At 37.0% G+C, this 19,477-nt stretch carries 16 protein-coding genes; 10 read left to right on the top strand and 6 right to left on the bottom strand.

What is annotated here, in order from left to right:
• The first annotated feature begins 151 nt into the window (after positions 1–151).
• Complete coding sequence (locus ACG9ZL_RS12860; RefSeq protein WP_419360312.1) at positions 152–964, top strand: alpha/beta fold hydrolase; 813 nt, start codon at positions 152–154, stop codon at positions 962–964.
• Between the two features lie 687 nt (positions 965–1,651).
• On the opposite strand, the gene purN is transcribed toward ACG9ZL_RS12860, so the two are convergent.
• Together purN and purM are read right to left on the bottom strand one after the other, a co-directional pair.
• Positions 1,652–2,284 (bottom strand): phosphoribosylglycinamide formyltransferase, encoded by a 633-nt coding sequence (gene purN / locus ACG9ZL_RS12855; protein WP_336954724.1) that lies wholly within the window; start codon positions 2,282–2,284, stop codon positions 1,652–1,654.
• Positions 2,285–2,293: 9 nt separating this feature from the next.
• A complete protein-coding gene (purM, locus tag ACG9ZL_RS12850; protein WP_336954723.1) occupies positions 2,294–3,364 on the bottom strand; it encodes a phosphoribosylformylglycinamidine cyclo-ligase in 1,071 nt (356 codons plus the stop codon).
• A gap of 135 nt (positions 3,365–3,499) precedes the next feature.
• On the opposite strand from purM, the gene cxpE reads away from it, so the two are divergent.
• From cxpE to ACG9ZL_RS12815, 7 genes are all read left to right on the top strand, one after another.
• A complete protein-coding gene (cxpE, locus tag ACG9ZL_RS12845) occupies positions 3,500–4,702 on the top strand; it encodes a chloramphenicol efflux transporter CxpE (protein WP_336954722.1) in 1,203 nt (400 codons plus the stop codon).
• 15 nt (positions 4,703–4,717) lie between these two features.
• Entirely contained in the window at positions 4,718–5,425 is a 708-nt protein-coding gene (hda, locus tag ACG9ZL_RS12840; protein ID WP_336954720.1) for a DnaA regulatory inactivator Hda, read from the top strand.
• Positions 5,426–5,596: 171 nt separating this feature from the next.
• Complete coding sequence (rbtA, locus tag ACG9ZL_RS12835; RefSeq protein WP_419328926.1) at positions 5,597–7,408, top strand: rhombotarget A; 1,812 nt, start codon at positions 5,597–5,599, stop codon at positions 7,406–7,408.
• A gap of 10 nt (positions 7,409–7,418) precedes the next feature.
• Entirely contained in the window at positions 7,419–9,848 is a 2,430-nt protein-coding gene (locus ACG9ZL_RS12830) for a CSLREA domain-containing protein (RefSeq protein WP_419360310.1), read from the top strand.
• 221 nt (positions 9,849–10,069) lie between these two features.
• Positions 10,070–10,852 (top strand): tellurium resistance protein, encoded by a 783-nt coding sequence (locus ACG9ZL_RS12825; RefSeq protein ID WP_336954717.1) that lies wholly within the window; start codon positions 10,070–10,072, stop codon positions 10,850–10,852.
• A gap of 9 nt (positions 10,853–10,861) precedes the next feature.
• Entirely contained in the window at positions 10,862–11,986 is a 1,125-nt protein-coding gene (locus ACG9ZL_RS12820; protein WP_419328929.1) for a toxic anion resistance protein, read from the top strand.
• A 45-nt stretch (positions 11,987–12,031) separates the two neighbouring features.
• Complete coding sequence (locus tag ACG9ZL_RS12815; protein WP_419360308.1) at positions 12,032–12,949, top strand: hypothetical protein; 918 nt, start codon at positions 12,032–12,034, stop codon at positions 12,947–12,949.
• Positions 12,950–13,048: 99 nt separating this feature from the next.
• On the opposite strand, the gene ACG9ZL_RS12810 is transcribed toward ACG9ZL_RS12815, so the two are convergent.
• Entirely contained in the window at positions 13,049–13,669 is a 621-nt protein-coding gene (locus ACG9ZL_RS12810; protein WP_336954714.1) for a DsbA family oxidoreductase, read from the bottom strand.
• Positions 13,670–14,075: 406 nt separating this feature from the next.
• Here ACG9ZL_RS12810 and ahpF point away from each other — a divergent pair, with 406 nt between their 5' ends.
• Positions 14,076–15,641: an alkyl hydroperoxide reductase subunit F gene (ahpF, locus tag ACG9ZL_RS12805; RefSeq protein ID WP_336954712.1), complete on the top strand. Its 1,566-nt coding sequence runs from the start codon at positions 14,076–14,078 to the stop codon at positions 15,639–15,641.
• Positions 15,642–15,817: 176 nt separating this feature from the next.
• Here ahpF and ACG9ZL_RS12800 read toward each other — a convergent pair whose 3' ends face one another.
• Positions 15,818–16,474 (bottom strand): FMN-dependent NADH-azoreductase, encoded by a 657-nt coding sequence (locus tag ACG9ZL_RS12800; RefSeq protein WP_336954710.1) that lies wholly within the window; start codon positions 16,472–16,474, stop codon positions 15,818–15,820.
• A 153-nt stretch (positions 16,475–16,627) separates the two neighbouring features.
• On the opposite strand from ACG9ZL_RS12800, the gene ACG9ZL_RS12795 reads away from it, so the two are divergent.
• On the top strand, positions 16,628–17,485 hold the full coding sequence (locus tag ACG9ZL_RS12795; protein WP_419328935.1) for a LysR substrate-binding domain-containing protein: 858 nt from the start codon (positions 16,628–16,630) through the stop codon (positions 17,483–17,485).
• 273 nt (positions 17,486–17,758) lie between these two features.
• Here the strand turns inward: ACG9ZL_RS12795 and ACG9ZL_RS12790 are convergent, their stop codons facing one another.
• Together ACG9ZL_RS12790 and trhP are read right to left on the bottom strand one after the other, a co-directional pair.
• Positions 17,759–18,010, bottom strand: a complete 252-nt coding sequence (locus ACG9ZL_RS12790) for a YfhL family 4Fe-4S dicluster ferredoxin (RefSeq protein ID WP_004721738.1) — start codon at positions 18,008–18,010, stop codon at positions 17,759–17,761.
• Between the two features lie 9 nt (positions 18,011–18,019).
• Positions 18,020–19,420: a prephenate-dependent tRNA uridine(34) hydroxylase TrhP gene (gene trhP, locus ACG9ZL_RS12785; RefSeq protein ID WP_419360305.1), complete on the bottom strand. Its 1,401-nt coding sequence runs from the start codon at positions 19,418–19,420 to the stop codon at positions 18,020–18,022.
• Positions 19,421–19,477 lie beyond the last annotated feature (57 nt).

The raw sequence follows: 19,477 nt of genomic DNA, 5'->3' as shown, positions 1-19,477 counted from the left end.
ACCTGTTTAAGTCATTTGAATGACATCGCTTATTGTAAAACAATAGCAGTGAGTTCACTTAAAATATTTAACTGAATCCAATTTATCAGCTACAGTATTTGGAATTCTTCATATTCAGAGTGTAACACAAGACATGGTTAGTCTATCTCACATGAAACCTGTTATTCATTTTGCCCATGCCAATGGTGTGCCATCTAAAGTCTATATGAAACTATTTGATTTATTGAAAGATCAGTATGATGTGATTTATGTTTCTTTATTAGGCACAGATCAACGTTATCCTATTGATAACAATTGGTCGAATTTTGCGGATCAAGTGATTGATAGTATTGTGCAACAATCTAATGGACGTAAAGTCATAGGCTTAGGTCATTCATTAGGCGCTGTTGCAACTTTTTTAGCGTCGTTTAAACGTCCAGATTTATTTGAACAAGCAATTTTATTGGATCCTCCATTGATTATGGGAACCGCATCCTTTGTCTTTAATCTTGCAAAGAAATTTTATCCTCAAAAAATCGATGCGATGACACCAGCTCACCTCAGCTTACGCCGTCGAGATCATTGGGAATCGCGTCAACAAGCCGCAGAGTTGTTACGTCCAAAGGGATTTTATCAGCATTTTGACGCAGATTGTTTTAAGGCTTATATCGATTATGCACTAACAGAAGATCATGTTCGTGGTGGCGTGACCTTGACCATTCCTAAGGATGTTGAAGTTGCAATTTTTAGAACTGGTCCTTCTTATTGGTGGTTACCTCATCCACAACCACAAGTTCCAGTAGATTTAGTTATTGGTTCTGAGAGCCCTTTTCTAAAACGTAAATTTCCACAAATTACCAAAAAGAAATTTAATATTCCTTTTACTCTGACGGCTGGAGGACATATGTTTCCTTTAGAACATCCAGTTGAAACTGTTAACTTAATTAAAAAGTTGATTCAACAAAATTTATCTAATACCCATTAATCAGTGTTGAATGGGTTACAGATTGTACCTCTTTCTATAGTCAACCTGTCAAAAAACTCGGACACAAGAATATAATAGATTTAATTAATATTTTTAATTAAATCTATTATATGGAAAGATAAATTATTTGATTGTAAAAAGTTTGCAATACAAAATCTTACATTCAAAGTTTAAATATCTTTGCGTAGGCGCTGCCTCATTTTTGCACGACAAAAACCAGTGCTTTGTTCTTGCTCAAATGAAAAGATGACAAAAATCTTTTGTTGGACGAGGGGTATGTCCTGTACCCCACATTCCTACATACATTGGGCGACATCCCTGTCTTCCTGTGATAGGATAACCATCTAGGATTGAAAAGTACAAAAAATGGTTTGATAACCAATAGTTTCTATAAGTTCAAACAAAAATATAGGCTACATTTATGATCAATAAATTGATGGAAATCACTTGTATGAATAATTAGGGGATTTGATTATAAGTAAAGGTTTTTGTTACGGCCTATCGTTAAAAAGTCCGCTGTTTTTCCCATAAATTGATTTCAATCTTTTTATGTAAAATGTAGCAGTTCAAGCGACTTTGCTATAAACCTATTGTTATCTAAGGTCACTAAACGGGCGAATTTTATATTAGATATAAAAAATGCATCCTTAGATGCATTTTTTGACAGTATTTTAAATCAAGCAAATCTTAAAGTTGGCAAAATTGAATTGGCTGTTTAAGTGCTTGTCCCTTATATAAAACCTGACCATTTTCCAAGTGTTGAATGGTGCCATTACAGATCCATTCAACCGCTTGAGGATAAATTAAATGCTCAAGTACATGGACTCGTGCTGCAAGCGATTGCACAGTATCATGCAAAGTAACTTTTAAAATACCCTGAGTCAAAGCTTGACCAGCGTCTAATTCAGCAGTAACAAAATGCACAGTACAGCCATGCAAAACATCACCTGTATTTAAAACACGTTGATGAGTATGCATGCCTTTGTAATTTGGCAATAGAGAAGGGTGGATATTCACCATTTTTCCTTCCCATGCTTGCACAAACTTTGCACTGAGAATTCGCATAAAACCAGCAAGAATGACTAAGTCAACATTCCAATCCTGTAATTGTTGATGCATAACATCATCAAAAGCTTCACGATTAGGGTAGTGTTTATGCTCAATCACAGTCGTTGCAATGCCTGCTTTTGTAGCACGTTCTATGGCAAATGCTTCAGGTTTGTTGGAAATAACCCCCACGATTTGCCCTGAAAGATTGGCATCAATCAAGGCTTGAAGGTTGCTTCCATTGCCTGAAACGAGTACAGCAATTTTAATCATGTGGGGAGCTTATGCAAAAATCACACGAATTTTTTCGTCTGCGCCTTCAATTGAAGCAGCATTTTCTTGGATATGACCAATGGTCCATGCTTTTTCGCCTTGAGCAGTTAAAACTTCAATGGTTTTGTCAGCATCAGCAACGTCAACTGCAATGACCATACCCACACCACAGTTAAATGTACGGTACATTTCAAATTGTTCTACAGCACCTTCACGTTGTAAAAGTTTGAACAATTCAGGCCATTCCCACGATGATTCATTAATCACAGCTTGAGCACCATTTGGAAGTACGCGAGGTAGATTGCCTGGTAAACCACCACCTGTGATATGTGCCATTGCATGAACATCAACTTGTTTGCATAGCTCAAGTACTGGTTTTACATAAATACGTGTTGGTTCCATTGCAACATCTGCAAGCGGACGACCATCTACTATCTGAGTTAAATCAACGTTTTTCACGTCTAAGATTTTACGAAGTAAAGAGTAACCGTTTGAGTGTGCACCAGAAGATGCTAAACCGATGAGAACATCACCTGCTTTTACTTTAGAACCATCAATGATTTTACTTGCTTCAACCACACCCACAGAAAAACCTGCTAAGTCATAGTCTTCACCTTCATACATCCCTGGCATTTCAGCAGTTTCACCACCGACCAATGCGCAGCCTGCAAGTTCACAACCTTTACCTATCCCAGTCACAACATTTGCAGCAACATCAACATTTAAATGTCCAGTTGCATAATAATCGAGGAAGAATAGAGGTTCAGCACCACATACAAGAAGATCGTTTACACACATTGCAACCAAATCTTGACCAATTGTGTCATGACGGTTTAAGTTCAATGCTAAACGTAATTTTGTACCGACACCATCTGTACCAGATACAAGAACAGGTTCTTCATAACCTTTAGGGATTCTGCAAAGTGCACCGAAGCCGCCTAAACCACCCATCACTTCAGGGCGTGTGGTACGTTTAGCGACAGATTTGATTCGATCGACAAGTGCGTCGCCCGCTTCAATATCGACACCAGCGTCTTTATAGCTTAAACCAGTGTTTGGGGTAGAAGTTGAGTTGCTCATAATTGAAGTCTCCGCATTCGCGCGGGGATTATACCCGAATATACGAAACTCTTATGTTATTTCTGCACTAAAATGCTATCTTTATTAAAATATTTTCCCCTCTATAACGAATAAATTTGAAATAGGCGTGATTCAATGCACGATCGGACTTTAAAACGAATTTTTATCCTTGCTGGAATTGCTTTAGTTTTATGGATTTTATATTTATTAAAACCCGTAGTGATTCCTTTTGTCGCAGCTTTTCTCGTTGCCTATTTATTTAGTCCAGTGGTAGATAAGCTGTCTAAATTTTTGCCAAGGTGGTTATCTATTTCAGTGGTATTTATTGGAATAGGTGTATTACTGACTTGGGCGACTTGGTTTGTTGTACCCTTGGTTTGGAAACAATTAATCTATGCGCGTGACAGTATTCCCGCGGGAATCCATTGGGTGAATTCTACTTTTTTACCGTGGTTATCCAACAATTTCAATGTTGAACATATGGAGTTGGATACAGATCAAATATCTAAAGTAGTGATGGAGTATGTTCAGACCAACTATAGTGCGGATAGTATCCAATCGATGGCATTAAAAATTGCCCAATCTGGACTGAGTTTTATTTCGATCGGTGGAACAATTGTTTTAATTCCAATTATTGCGTTCTATTTCTTACTTGATTGGAATCGGATGTTGGAGCATTTAAAAAGTTTTATCCCACGCCAATATGAAAGTAATGTGCTTAAAATTGTTGGTGAATGCCATAGTGTTTTAGGTGCTTTTGTCAAAGGGCAATTCCTTGTGATGATTTTATTGGGAATTGTCTATGCTGTGGGCTTGCAATTGGTTGGTCTAGAAGTTGGATTAATTATTGGTATGATCGCAGGATTGTGCAGTATTATTCCTTATCTTGGCTTTGGTGTTGGTATTATAGCTGCTGTCATTGCCTGTTTTTTCCAGTTTGGTCTAGATCCAAAGCATTTATTGATGGTTTTAGCTGTATTTGGTGTAGGGCAACTCATAGAGGGATATATCCTTCAACCTTTCTTATTGGGTGATAAAATTGGTTTATCTCCTGTAGCCGTAGTATTCGCAGTACTTGCAGGTGCGCAGTTGGGGGGATTTGTTGGAATGTTGATTGCACTTCCAGTTGCAGCTGTTATCGTGGTTTTACTCAAGCATCTCAAAGAGTTATATCAAGAAAGTCAGTTTTTTAAGGCCAATGATACTTTGGTGACTGTACAAAATCATGGTACCACTGAAACAATTTCAGTCGAAAGCGACCAAGTTGATCTTGATATTGAAGTTAAAAACACGCAAGATACTGATCAATCGATTAAAAATGATCAAAATCCACTTTAGGAATGATTTGAATATATGCGTCAATTGCAGTTGGATATAGAACCACAACTGGATGCCAGAATTAGTGATTTTTCTGGACCAGGTTGGGGACCTGTAATTGATGCTGTGCGTCAGCTTCATGCAGGCCTGATGAATCGTTTCTATATCTATGGTAGCGCTGGAACTGGTAAAAGCCATTTACTCACTGCGATTTGTGATTCTTATTTAGAAATTGGTAAATCTGCGATAAAAGTATCTTTATTGGAATTGTTAGATGCGCCTATAGAAGCGATCACATCCTTAGAAAGCTATGACTTAGTTGCCTTAGATGATATTGAAGCAATTAGTGGCGTACCGCATTGGCAAAAAGCGGTATTCCATCTTATTAATAATAATAATGAAGATGGCGGGCAGTTGGTATTTTCATCACGATTTGCGCCTATTGAATTAAAATTAGAACTCCCTGACCTACAATCTCGACTTACACAGGCTGTCAGTGTAAAAGTACCCAGTGGGCACTCCTATGCTGATCGGCATGCTTTATTGCATTCAGTCTTAGAACGTCGGGGTGTACATTTTGACCCACAAATAACGGAATATTTGCTATTACATGGCCCACATCAAACGAGTACACTACTTCAATCTGTTGAACAGCTAGAAAAGTTATTGAAGGGTGAGAAAACTAAATTATCTCACGCAACTTTAAGACAGATCTATGCATTGATTGATGAATATAGACAATAGTTTTTTTTACTGTTGTTGAGTGCGCGTAACACAAATAGATGAAGTTAATCGATTCATCGATAAAAATTCTTGAGAATTTTTATCGCGTGTGACAAAGTACGCAAAAAGGACTGATAGCAAAGCGTAATGCTGGCTAATAAGAAATAATTAAAAGAAATCAAGGAGACTATAATGCTCAAACGGGGCATAGGCTTAGGATTATTATGTATTACCGGTCAAGCATTTAGTGCAAATATTACTGTGACAACGACAGATGATATTGTAAAAGCTGATGATCAGTGTTCATTAAGAGAAGCAGTCGAATATGTCAATCAGGGAATGCCTGAGGCTGGCTATAATGGTTGTGGTGGTGGTAAAGAGGTTACTGCAAATATCATATTACAAGGGAATAAAGAGTATTCACTGAATAGCCAAATCAGGATACTCAAAGATGTGACGTTTGGTTCGACTTATGAAAGCAACGTAAATAATACACAAACGCTTATAGGTAAAAACAATGCCATTATTAAAATGGTTGGAAAAGAACGTTTATTTCAGATTGAAAAAATCATAGATTCGGCAGTAGAGACACCACCTGCAATGCTCAAAGTTTCATTTAATGAAATTACCTTAAAAGGGTGTAATGAAGCGGTATGTGCTGATCAAGGTGGTTTAATCTATAACAAAGAGTCTTTAGGTATAAGTAATAGCCAGCTTTTAAATGGTCATGCAAGACAAGGTGGCGCAATTTACAATGCGGGTGTGTATGTTGCGAATACTTCATTAAGTTCTGTTTCTATAAACAAGACCTTAATGAAAGGTAATACAGCAGTAGAAGGAGGTGTTGTTTATACCGAACTACCAACATTTGTTATTACACAGTCATTAATTCGAGATAATGAAGTTACAAATTCAGCAAGTTCAAATTTTGAAACAAAAAATCAATTTTCAGAAGAGGCTTTAAAAACAATTGGCTCCTCAATTCCTTTTGGAATTATGAATAGTACGATCTTTAGCAATAAAGGCTATGTAGTCAAGATTTACGATGCCATGCAAATCAACAATGTCACCATGATTCTCAATACTATGGGACTTATTGTAAACGCGCCCCAAAAGAAAGGTTATGTTGCAAATAGTATTATTGCTAAAAATGGTACACAAGATTGTACGATTGTGGCTGGCGGAGAAGCGGAACAGATCAGTAATAACCTCTATTCATCAGGCTGTAGTGGTTTTAAATCTACAGCATTAGGCAATGTACAACTAATTGCTGGGAATACCACGGAAGGCAAGTGTGACTATAGTACCGATGGAATTTTATGTCCATTTACAGAGGCACCTACTGTAGCTTTAGGTTATTTTTTACCAAGAATTTTAGCAAGTTATAATTCAGCTGAAGATTCACTGATTATTAACCATGGTCCAGAAGTACAAGATAAAATATTGGCATGTTCATCAGTTGATCAGCGTGGTAAAAATCGAGATGTTAATTCACAATTATGTGATCGTGGTGCGATTGAATTGGTGATTAACACCACAGATGTTACAACTGTGGGGCAAGATATTTTATATGGTGAAACAGCTAAGTTTTCAATCGCAGATCAATTACAAGATGGTGAGTTGGTTAGTGTTGAAAAGTGTAAGCAGATTTTTAATCGAGAGTTGGATGACAATGGTAAGCCTTGGCAAATTGGCTGTTTAAAAGTCATCCAAACAAATACCCCATCTAAAGGAACAATGTCGATAAACCAGGCTGGTGATATTGTGTATACCCCAAATAGTCGTTGGCAAGGTTCAGATGAATTTAAAATCAATGTGGTGACCTCAACCACAAGTTTTAATAAATCAGATAATCCTTATATTACGATCCCCGCACGAATTGTACAAAGAAAGCCAGATGATTTTAAGAACTCTAAAGTAAAGACTTCAGGTGGAAGTTTAGGGTTTCTTTCAATCATTGGACTGGTCGGTTTAGCAGGCTATCGACGGATAAAATATAAGTAAAGGATCGGATATGAAAAATTATAAAAAGGGATTTCTAACACTTGTTATTTTGTCGACCATGTCTCTGATGGCGGCAGAAGATAAAACAATTTATGTGACTACCTTTGAAGATGAGGATGGAACAAATCCTGACAAGTGTTCAATCAGAGAAGCCTTACGAGCTGCTGCTACACATAAAGCTTATGGTGGTTGCAGTGCAGGACAAGTTTATTCGACAGTGCCCAATGTGATTCAATTAGAAGCGGGTGAATATAAGCTGACGAAAGAGTTAAGACCTAATTCAGATATTTCCATTGTTGGTAAAGAACCTGGTGATTATAGTCGGCCAGATGTATTAACTAATAATTTCCCTGCTTCAACGCCATTAAAAACTACAATTTCAGGCCAAGGGACCTCGCGTATTTTCAATACCATTTATGAAAATAAGCCAAGTTTAACGCTGAAAGATGTGATTTTAAAAGATGGCTCTAGCTTGAATGACACCAATAGCAGCGTGGGCGGAGCGATTTATGCAGGCGGTGCAACAACCTTAACCAATGTAACAATTATCAATTCAAATGCGAAAACTGGTGGTGCAATTTATCTAAATGATGCTTCAAGTTCACTTACAGTCAACTATGGCGTGTTTGACGCAAATAAAGCTGATCAAGGTAGTGTACTTGGAATGACATGCTCTGATAATTTGGTTTTTACAACACGAAGTATCGCAGTGAATGGCACAACTTTCATTAATAATGGATCTGCAAATAGCTTAAGTATGTTTAGTTTTTGTGGACAGCCTTCTGTGACATTTACTGCAAATACATTGACAAAGAATACTGCAAGTATGAGTCAAGGGAGCATCATTCAATTTAGCCAATTAACACCACAAGGAAAGGTTAATTTTAGTGATAGTTCTTCTTTATCACTGCTCAGCAATACTATTGTAAAGAATGATGCTTGGGCAACACTATTATATGGATACAATGGTTTAAAAACTTTAAGCAATAATATACTGGCTTATAATAATGGGAAATCTTGTCGTTATGCAGATGGTGATGTCAGTAAAGTTGAAGGCTCAGGTGTAGTGCTGGGCTATAATGCTTTAAAGCTTACTGCTGGTAATGATCAGTGTGAAGTTGCAGAGGCAGTGACTAAAGAGGGTAAAGACCATTCATTTGATGTAAGTAATATTGAGTTCTCATCTATTTTAAATGACTTAGAGCCACCGAGTGAATCCACTGGTTTTATGCCGATGTATTTTCCTAAAAACTTAGGCACAGATAAAGATTTAGTTGATATTGGTTATACTGGGTGTAGTGGATCTGATCAGCGAGGTGTCACCCGAGTGGTTGCGGAAAACTCGAATGGTCAAAATGATGTAGCGAACTCATGTGATATCGGTTCTACAGAGGTTTTACGTCTTACAGCAAATAACTTAAGCTCGACCAATGCATCAGTGGTTGCTGCACTTAGCAATTATCAGAACATATTGGATAATTATAATAAGTTGATTGCTGACCCAGCAACCAACCAAGACTTTATTCCTTTTTATAAATTTCAATCAGAGTTATATAGTAATCTAATAAAATACACCAAATCAGATCAGAAATATCGCACCATCTTTGTTGACCCTTTTGCTGCCAATCTGCCAGCAGAAATCATTACTAAAGGGCAGGATGGCAAAGATATTAGGGTTGTAAAACATCTAAGCGTTGACAATTATGATGTGATTGTTAAGCCACTTGGTGTGGGTTTATTGAATAGCGATAAGGTCTTTGCGGGTAAGGAAGATCCAAACTTTAAGTGTGAATGGAATGCCAACTTAAAAAGAATTATGTTATGGCGTATAGACGACAGCATAACCCCATCAGGTGATAATGAATTCTGTAGTTATCAACTACAGTTAAAATCTGAACCAAATATTACATCTTCAGCTTATGTGATTGGAACCTTTGCTAACATTGCACCCATCGTAGAGGATAGTAGTTTTAAAGTTGAATATGGTTCAACTAAAGCAATTGATGTAGATTTACTCCAATATGCCAATGATGATGGTGATGGTAATGCAGCAGCTTTAACTGCAAAACCCAATAAACCAAAATTTTATATCAATGCAGATGGTGTTGAATTACCTATCCGAATAGGTACAAATATTGACCCAATAGTTATTACTGCAGATCGTAGTGGTCCTTGCCCAGGTGTTGATAGTAAATATACCTGCTATGGTGGCAAAATTCATATCCAACTCAGAAACACACTGGACCCATTTAGCTACAAATTTACCTACTATGTGTATGATGCAGATGGTGTAATTTCCAATACTGCGACGGTAAAATTAGAAAACTCAGGTACAGCGCCCGGAAGTACGCGTACAAGTGGTGGTGGTGCATTGGGTTGGCTCAGTCTTCTTGGACTGTTAGGGTTGACAGGATATCGCCGCTATCAAACAAATAGATAACCAAAGCAATAATAGGCAAATAAATAAACTGGCAAATTAATGAATTTTACAACTTAGTGTGTACAAAAAAACCAGTTTTTAGAAACTGGTTTTTTTGTATCTGTATGTTTTTTGCTATTTATATAGGCTTTCTTCATAATTTGTATTATAAGTTTTAAATAGGAAGGGTTTGTTAATTGATTTCCCTTAAATCATTGAAAAGTTATTCATTTTGAACTGATATGAAACAATTTACTGTACTTACACCCCTTGAAAAGATCCCATGTAGTTCTGATGAATTACTTTCGATTAAAAGAAATGATTTGGTTCCATTACTCGACAATCAAACACGACTGAATTTATATGCTGATCAGTTAATTCAAGCACAATCGGTTCTGTTAAAAGCTATTGATCCAAGTTTAACGCAAAAACTGAGTCAAATTATTGCACAAATCATTCATCAATTATCTACATCCAAAAAAAAACTCAATCAACGTAAATTTAATGCTATACAAAAATGGTTAGGTTTAGATTTAGAGTTTAGCGTTGGACAAGTCAAATATTTACATGAATTAGAAAGTTTAATTGATGAAGCAAAGCATTTGAGTCAAAGATTACAAGTGGAAATTCAAAAGTCGGAAGCAAGATTTCAACAAGCCAATGGCTTAAGAGAGCAAATGGCGAAATATATTCGCGCCGCTCAGGAATTTTTACATGAATATCCTGATTTTATACACCATCGCCATCCTTTAGATAATTTTTCTGATCGGCTGTCTAAAAAAGTCAACACGTTACAAACGCTACAATCCAGTAATGATATTGCGTTAGCACAAATGCAGTTAACACAACAGCTTTCCTTGAGCTTACTTGATCGATTTAATGAAGCCCAAAATGTTCTGATTCCTGCATGGCAGTATCATGTAAAACAGAGCAGTACCCAGAATTCTTTTACAATGACGGAAGAACTTGATAAAAGTCGTGATAAATTAATTCAATCATTAAAGAAATCATTAGAAAATAAATAGGATACATGTATGAGCGATTCGAATTATCAAGCATTAAGCGCACAATCCAATACGCCATTGGAATTACAAAAGTTTGAACAATTGAATTTGAAAGAAATAGGTTTAAATACTGAAGATTTTAATGAGGTTGTAAATGCGCATAAAGACTTGGCCAATATTAATCATGCTTCCGTTGCTGAATACGGTAAAAATATTGCGACCAAAACATCTTCATATACTGATGAATTACTCAACTTAGTCAAAAATAAAGACTTAGATGTCACTGGGCAAAAATTAAATGAAGTCGTTCAAGTTGCTCAGCAATTAAATACATCGAGTATTTTAAATCAATCAAAAAATTCAGGATTTATTGGAAGCATACTCAGTAAGTTTAAAGGTGCTAAACAAAGTTTCGATCAACATTTTAATACCACCAAAGAGCAAATAGATTCATTGGTCAAAGAAATTGAAACATCACAAACAGGTTTAAAAGCACGGGTAGAAACATTAGATCGTATGTTTAATGGTGTTCAAGAGGAATATCGACAGCTGGGTGTTTATATTGCCGCAGGTCGAATTAAGCAAGTAGAAGTGCAGCAAGAAATTGCGACTTTATCTCAGCAAGAGCAAGATCCTAAAATCAATCAGCGTGTTTATGACCTTAACCATTTAGCCAACAATCTAGAAAAGCGGGTGAGTGATTTACAAGTCTTGCAACAATCTGCAATGCAAACCTTACCGATGATTCGTATTATTCAATCCAATAATATGATGTTGGTCGATAAATTTTATGCCATAAAAAATATTACTTTACCTGCATGGAAAAACCAGATCAGCTTAGCGATTTCTTTAAATGAACAACGAAATAGTGTGCAGCTTGCCAACACGATTGATGATGCAACCAATGAGCTATTAAAACGCAATGCAGATTTACTTCATCAAAATTCTGTGGATACTGCCAAAGCCAATCAACGTTCAGTGATTGATATTGAAACGCTTGAACATGTTCAAAATACCCTGATTAAAACTGTAAATGATGTTATTCAAATTCAGAAAGAGGGTATGCAAAAACGTGAAGAGGCTTCGACTCGGATTAAAGCGCTTCAATCGAATTTGCAACAGTTGGTATTAGATACCAGTACGCATCAATCCTAAGCCAAATTTTAAATCTTGGCACAATCTCATCTAAAGGTGTAAAGGTTGACTGAAAAAACGCAATATCCTGTAGATATTCAACAGATCGAACACGGACTAAAAATACTTCAGCATCGAAAACGGAATTTGATGGTTTCTGCTGTGGTTTTATCCTCTGTCGGTATCGCAAGTTTTGTTTCTGTTTTTTTTCAACAGGAATTGGTTTTTAACTTGTTCGGTGTGGCACAACAGGTTCATCAGTTACATTTGCCATATATTCTAGATCAGCAATTAAGAGAATATATCCATCAACCAGACTATCTTATGAATGCATTGTCATGGTTTGGTTGGCTGATCTTAAAATTAATTGTATCTTTTATTGGTGCATTTATTATTGTTGGTATATTAAGAAAAATTCGCTTTTTTAAGGTGCGCTTGCAATCTTTTATCCTTAAATTTGTTGCATGGCTTTTATCCTTGATTGTGCTATGGTCTGGTTTGACTTATGTGCAATATGATCTAAAAGATGATGAAGATAAAGAGTTAAAATCATTTATAAAGTATGATCAAAACATTCAGCAAAGCGACATTTATCAATATCTGCAAAGATCGGATGCGCCTGATACAGTACAAAGTTATTTATTGGCACAAACCGCCTTGATGCATAAACCTATTGATAAGGTTGTGGCTACGGTTTACGCAGAAAAATTAATTAAAGCTGAGCAATTTGATTCCCGCTTTTTAGAATACGGCTTTAAACCGGAGCAATTATGGACAATTCAACATCAGGTATTTAATCGAGCGCTTTCCCCGATTGCGCAAGGTGTTGAAGCGCAAGTGAATCGTGCAAGCTTCTGGTCGAACATTGTTGAAAAGGTTTTATGGGGAATTTCAGCACTCAGTTTATTTTTTAGCTTGATGATTTATTGGGTGGCAAGTCGAATTGCGAAACGTTTACATCGAATTGGCCATCGCATCGGTTAATGTAGCCACAAAGCTTATACTTTGTAAAAATCTTGATAAAAAGCACTTTTGCTGATCACAAAAGTACTTTTTATTGTTCGAAAATTAAATCTCGTTGTACTAAGCGACATCTTTCGCTCGGTTGGTAATCAGGTCTTTCAGTTCTAAGGTGTCAAAGGTTTTATCCCAAATTTCACCATCTACAATATAGTAGGGAGTAGGATGTTTGCCGAAACCTTGTACATACTGGGTAATCTCAGTTTGTTTGTCTGCGATTTCCTTATGTTGAATAGAACGTAGAACTTTCGTGCCATCCAAGCCCATACCTTCAATGATTTGTTTCAGAACTTCTGGGTTGGCAATGTCTTTACCATGGGCGAATATGGCGTGGAATAAAGCCTGCGTTAATGCGAATTGGTCAAAGATATTGTCTAAAGCCAATATCGCCTGATGGGCTAAACGGCTATTGGGCATACGCTTCATATGCTCAATATCCACGGTTAAATCTTGACTATAAGCAGCAAATTTTGCCATATCAAGTTTACGATTGGCTTCTTTGGTTCCATATCTTTCAGTCAGGTATTGATAAACATCTAAGCCTTGTTCTGGAATTTCGGGTAAAACTTGCACAGGTAATAATTCGATTTTTTTCGCCATCGGTTGATTCCAATGTTGTTTGAGTTTTTCAAACGCCACATAACTCATTGGATAGACGATATCGAATACGAACTCTATTTTCATTGTTTTACCTCTTCACTTATTTATACAGGAATTGTGAATAATTACACCTTGTTGTACTTAATTGGAGAAACCACAACATAAATTTAGCTTAAAACTTTGTGGCTTAGCTGCGCATGATTTTTTGTAGAGAGATGGTCGAAGAAAATATTATTTTTGTTGAAAATTAATCTAATTTTAAGTTTCGAGGAAGTCGGTGATGTCTATTGATTTTCTTGCCAATGCCCATATATACCAGCATTAGAGAATTTAAATTTGAAAATAGGGGGATATGCTGATGAGAAGGTGGCTGATTTTTGTTAAACTAAAAAACCGATTGATTTAATAAAAACAAACTGTTTTATCTATTTTTTAAATAGACGTAATATACATTCAACGAAAGAAATTTACTCCCTTGGAGATTGTTAGCATGTTAGATACAAATACTTCTGCTCAATTAAAAACCTTGTTAGAGCGCCTTGAAAGCCCAATTGAAATTGTTGCTTCTTTAAATGGTTCTGATAAGTCAGACAAAATTAAAGAATTGGTGACCGAAATTGCTGCACTGTCAGATCAAGTTACTGCCCGTTACGATGGTCAGAATGATCGTAAACCGAGCTTTGGTATTGCAAAAGTAGGTGAACAACCTCGTGTATTCTTTGCTGGTTTACCGATGGGGCATGAGTTTACCTCATTAATTTTAGCTTTATTACAAGTATCAGGTTATGCGCCAAAAGTTTCTGATGAAATCTTGTCTCAAGTCAAAGGTTTAAATTTGACTGCGAATTTTGATGTATTCGTTTCTTTAAGTTGCCATAACTGTCCAGATGTTGTTCAAGCACTTAACTTGATTGCAATTAATAATCCTGGTACTACGGCAACCATGATTGATGGTGCATTCTTCCAAGATGAAGTTGAAGAGCGAAAAATCTTGGCTGTACCTATGGTTTTCCAAAATGGTGAACATATTGGTCAAGGTCGTATGACTTTGGAAGAAATCGTTGCGAAATTGGACAGTGGTGCTGCGGCTAAAGATGCTGAAAAGCTGAATGCTAAAGAAGCGTTTGATGTATTGGTGATTGGTGGTGGACCTGCTGGTGCAACATCTGCGGTATATGCTGCACGTAAAGGGATTCGGACAGGTATTGTTTCTGAGCGTTTCGGTGGTCAGGTCATGGACACTATGGATATTGAAAACTTTATCTCAGTACAAAAAACACAAGGCCCTAAGTTTGGTTCAGATATGGAAGCACATGTTCGTGAGTACGGTGTGGACATTATGAATTTACAAAAAGTGAAAAACATTGTTGGTGCTGATCAAACAACTAATGGTTTAGTTGAAGTTGAATTGGAAAATGGTGCAAAACTTGAATCAAAAACGGTCATCTTATCTACAGGTGCACGTTGGAGAGAGATGAATGTACCTGGTGAGAAAGAGTACAAAACACGTGGTGTTGCGTATTGCCCACACTGTGATGGTCCATTATTTAAAGGCAAGAAGGTTGCCGTGATTGGTGGGGGTAACTCAGGTGTAGAGGCCGCAATTGATCTTGCTGGTATTGTTGAACATGTCACATTGATCGAGTTTGATACTCAACTTCGGGCTGACCAAGTGCTTCAAGATAAATTGAATAGTTTGCCAAATACCACTGTGATTTTGAATGCACTATCTACAGAAGTGATTGGTGATGGTTCGATTGTGACAGGGTTGAAGTATAAAGACCGTGCAACAGACGAATTGCATACCATTGAACTTGCGGGAATCTTTGTACAAATTGGTTTATTGCCAAACACAGATTTCTTAAAAGCAACTGCTGTAGAGCTTTCAAACCGGAATGAAATTGTGGTAAATGATCGTAATGAAACCAATGTAAAAGGCGTATTTGCTGCGGGTGACTGTACAACAGTACCTTATAAACAAATCATAATTGCAGCTGGTGAGGGTGCAAAAGCGTCTTTATCTGCATTCGATTACATCATTCGTTCAGGTCAATAATCTTTCAATGATTACACGTTGAAAAGCAAGCCAAAGTGCCGTAATGACAACTTTGGCTTGCCTTAACATTTATCCCATATTTTACCCTTAATAGGAATTGAGTTGCTAACAGCTCAATTCCTTTTTTGTGTTGAAGGTTGAATACTATTGAATAGAGCTTACGAAAATAAGCTTTGTTAATGTTGTAAATCTTGAACAAGCGCAATGGTTTTTCGTTCTGCGGCTTGGATCGATTGCGCTAACAACTCGCCACCAAATTCCTGATATTCAATTGCGATTTCATGAAATTTTTCGATACCTATAAAATTGAATGCTGTTTTTATTGCGGGTTCAGCATGATTGGGAAATGGCGCATCAGCTGAATCAAAGTCATGCCCACCACGGGCAGAAAGGATAATCATAGTTTTTTGATGATCCAAAAGCCCTGAGTACGGTTGCTCTTTGCTAAGATCAAATGAGTAGGTTTTATTCATTCTCACGATGTGATCAATATAGGCTTTTAGATGAGCAGGTGTCCCAAAGTTATACATCGGTACGCCAAGCACAATAATATCTGCCCAATATAATTCTTCGATAAACTCATTACTCAGTTGTAGGCGTTGTTGTGCCTTTTCTTCAGATTCTGCATAGCCAAATTCAGAAATGATCCACTCTTCATCAATATAAGGGGGTGGATTTCGACCTAAATCACGATGTTTAACTTGTACAGATGAATCAATTTCATTCCATTGATCAATAAATAATTCGGTTAAGCGTCGGCTTAAAGAACCATGGGGGTGCGTACCTGAGATACCTGTTCTTAAACTAGTATCTATTTTTAGTATATTTGCCATGATTGTTACTCAATTTGTTGTTTGTTCAAATTGATTTTTATAGAATATGAAAAAAACAACAAACGATAAAAATACATGTTATAACTGAATCCAATTCATTTATATTTTGCGCGGTGATCTTCTGTGATTTTGCATAATTCCTTGGAGCAATTGTTGGCTTTTCAGCATGTCGCTGAACAACTCAGCTTTAAAAAAGCAGCAGACCAATTGTTTTTAACACCTACCGCCTTAAGTCATCGTATTAAGAAGCTGGAACAGCAATTGAATATTCAATTATTCGAACGACGTACACGCTCGATCAGCCTAACGCCAGAAGGAGAGTATTTACTTAAGCATGTACAGTCAGGTTTTGGGCAGATTCAAACGGCTTTGTTTCAACTTGAGCAAAATAAACAAAGATTATTGACCATTACCACAACACCATCCTTTGCAAGTGAGTGGATTATTCCTTATTTGCCAGAGTTACAAAGTCGCTTTCCCAATATTATGTTTCGGGTACATGCAAGTTATGACCTCGTTAATATGACTTCAGGTCTCTATGATTTGGCGATTCGGTATGGTTCAGGGGGCTATCAAGATGTTGATGCGGAATTATTAGCAGTTGATGAATATGTTGCAGTCGGGCATCCTTCTTTGGATATTGCAACTATGAACTGGACGACTGTGCCATTGATTCACTTTACCTGGGGAGACGAATACTGTCCAAATCGAGTCAATTGGCAGAAATGGTTTGAAAAACAAGGCTTACATATTCAAGCAGGGCAAGCGCAGGTATTTTATACACAAGAAAGTCATGCAATTCAGGCTGTATTGTCTGGGCAGGGTATTGCATTATTAAGCCGCATTTCAATTGCCAATGATTTACAACAAGGGCGGCTGAAAATTGTATCTCCATGTGTTGAAACTGCATGGAATTACTATTTTTTAACTTTGCCAGATGCTGATTTTATTGTAAATGAAGTCAAACAGTGGTGTAAGGAGAAGTTTTCGCAAAATTTTGCCCATGAATGAAGATCTATGAGTTTTTTCGTAGCTTAGCTTTTTGCTTATATTACCTATCTTGAAATTAAAATTTAAATCAAACATGATTTTTTTCAATAAGAAAAAAGCCAAAGTGTTCCCCAAATACACCTTGGCTTTTCCCTAATATTGTTGTTTTCCCCTTTTTATGAGCTGTGTTGCCATACAGCTCAGCTCCATTTTCTTTATTGTTATTGTTATTTGGACCAATGCGTTAACTAAGCAAAATACGTTCCAAGATTAGAATTGGTGTCGGATTTTGTCTTAGCCAAACAAACTTAGATAATGAAAGCGATTTAATAATTGCGCTTTGCTTTCTATATGTTGTGGATTTTGAACAATACATTCAATTGGACAGACATCCACACAGGTTTGATGTTCATAGAACCCGACACATTCAGTACAACGCTGTGTATCAATTTCATAGAACTTTTCTCCCTCAAAAATTGCCTGATTGGGGCATTCTGGTACACACATATCACAATTGATGCACTGGTCTGTAATCATTAAAGCCATTTCGATATCCTAAACTGCTTGGTAAGCCAATGATGATGCTGAAATATCAGTAGTCGAATTTGTTAAGTTTCTAATTAATAAGGCATATTTCATGTCAATATCGGCCGGAATTGGAATTTCTACAATATATCCTGAGCCTTTTGCCTCTATGATCGGTTGTCTGTTTTTATCTAAAATTTCATAAAGAATAAATGTGATGTTGCCAGATGTGGTCATGAGTTCCATAGAGTCACCCACAACAAAACGATTCTTTACCTCAATTTTGATGTAATCATCATTGCGTTCAAGTACTTCACCAACAAATTGTTGATGGTCAAACTGAGAAGAGCCAGTTGCATAGTTTTGATATTCGGTATGGACATGGCGACGTAAGAAACCTTCGGTATAACCTCGATTGGCTAAACCTTCGAGTTGTGACATTAACGCCCGATCAAAAGGTTTTCCCTGTAGAGCATCATCAATCGCTTTGCGATAAATTTGTGCTGTTCTAGCGCAATAAAAGTAAGATTTGGTGCGTCCTTCGATTTTTAAGGAATGAATGCCCATCTTGGTTAAACGATCTACGTGCTGAACTGCACGTAAGTCTTTAGAGTTCATAAAGTAAGTGCCATGTTCGTCTTCTTCAGCAGCAAACATGTCTTCTTTATGACGTTGTAATAAAACCGGTTCGCCAAATTGATGTTGTTGTATGGCGTGTTGCTCGTCGGCATCTTTATTGTTGCAACAGTCTGATGCTGTCTCCAGTTGTTGGACTGGAATGACATCCCCAAATGCATCTTCTGTTGCTTCGTGAATATTGTATTCCCAGCGACATGCATTGGTGCAAGCGCCTTGATTTGCATCACGTTTATTCATATAGCCTGAAAGTAAGCAACGACCGGAATAAGCCATACAGAGTGCACCGTGTACGAAAACTTCGATTTCCATATCGGGTACATTCTGTTTAATTTCTTCAATTTCCTCGATAGATAACTCACGTGACAAAATGACACGAGTGAGTCCCATATTTTTCCAAAATTTTACGGTTGCCCAATTGACCGCATTTGCCTGTACAGACAGATGGATGGATATTTGTGGGAAGTTTTCTCGAACCAGCATGATCAAGCCAGGATCTGACATGATCAGTGCATCAGGTTGCATGGCGACCACAGGTTCAAGATCGCGAATAAAATTTTTTAATTTAGCATTATGCGGTTGAATATTCACCACTACATAAAATTTTTTGCCTAAGGCATGCGCTTCAGCAATACCCATTTTTAAATGATCATGATCAAACTCATTATTACGAACTCGTAAGCTATAGCGAGGTTGACCTGCATACACCGCATCGGCACCGTAAGCAAATGCATAACGCATATTCTTCAATGATCCTGCTGGTGATAAGAGTTCAGTAATATGTGAGATGCTCATATAAATTTAAAAGGCATACTAAAAATATGGTTTTATTGTAAGGGTTTAAAAATAAGA

This window comes from Acinetobacter legionensis, assembly GCF_048551735.1.
Taxonomy (GTDB): Bacteria; Pseudomonadota; Gammaproteobacteria; order Pseudomonadales; family Moraxellaceae; genus Acinetobacter.
This window is presented reverse-complemented; position numbering and strand designations above follow the sequence as displayed.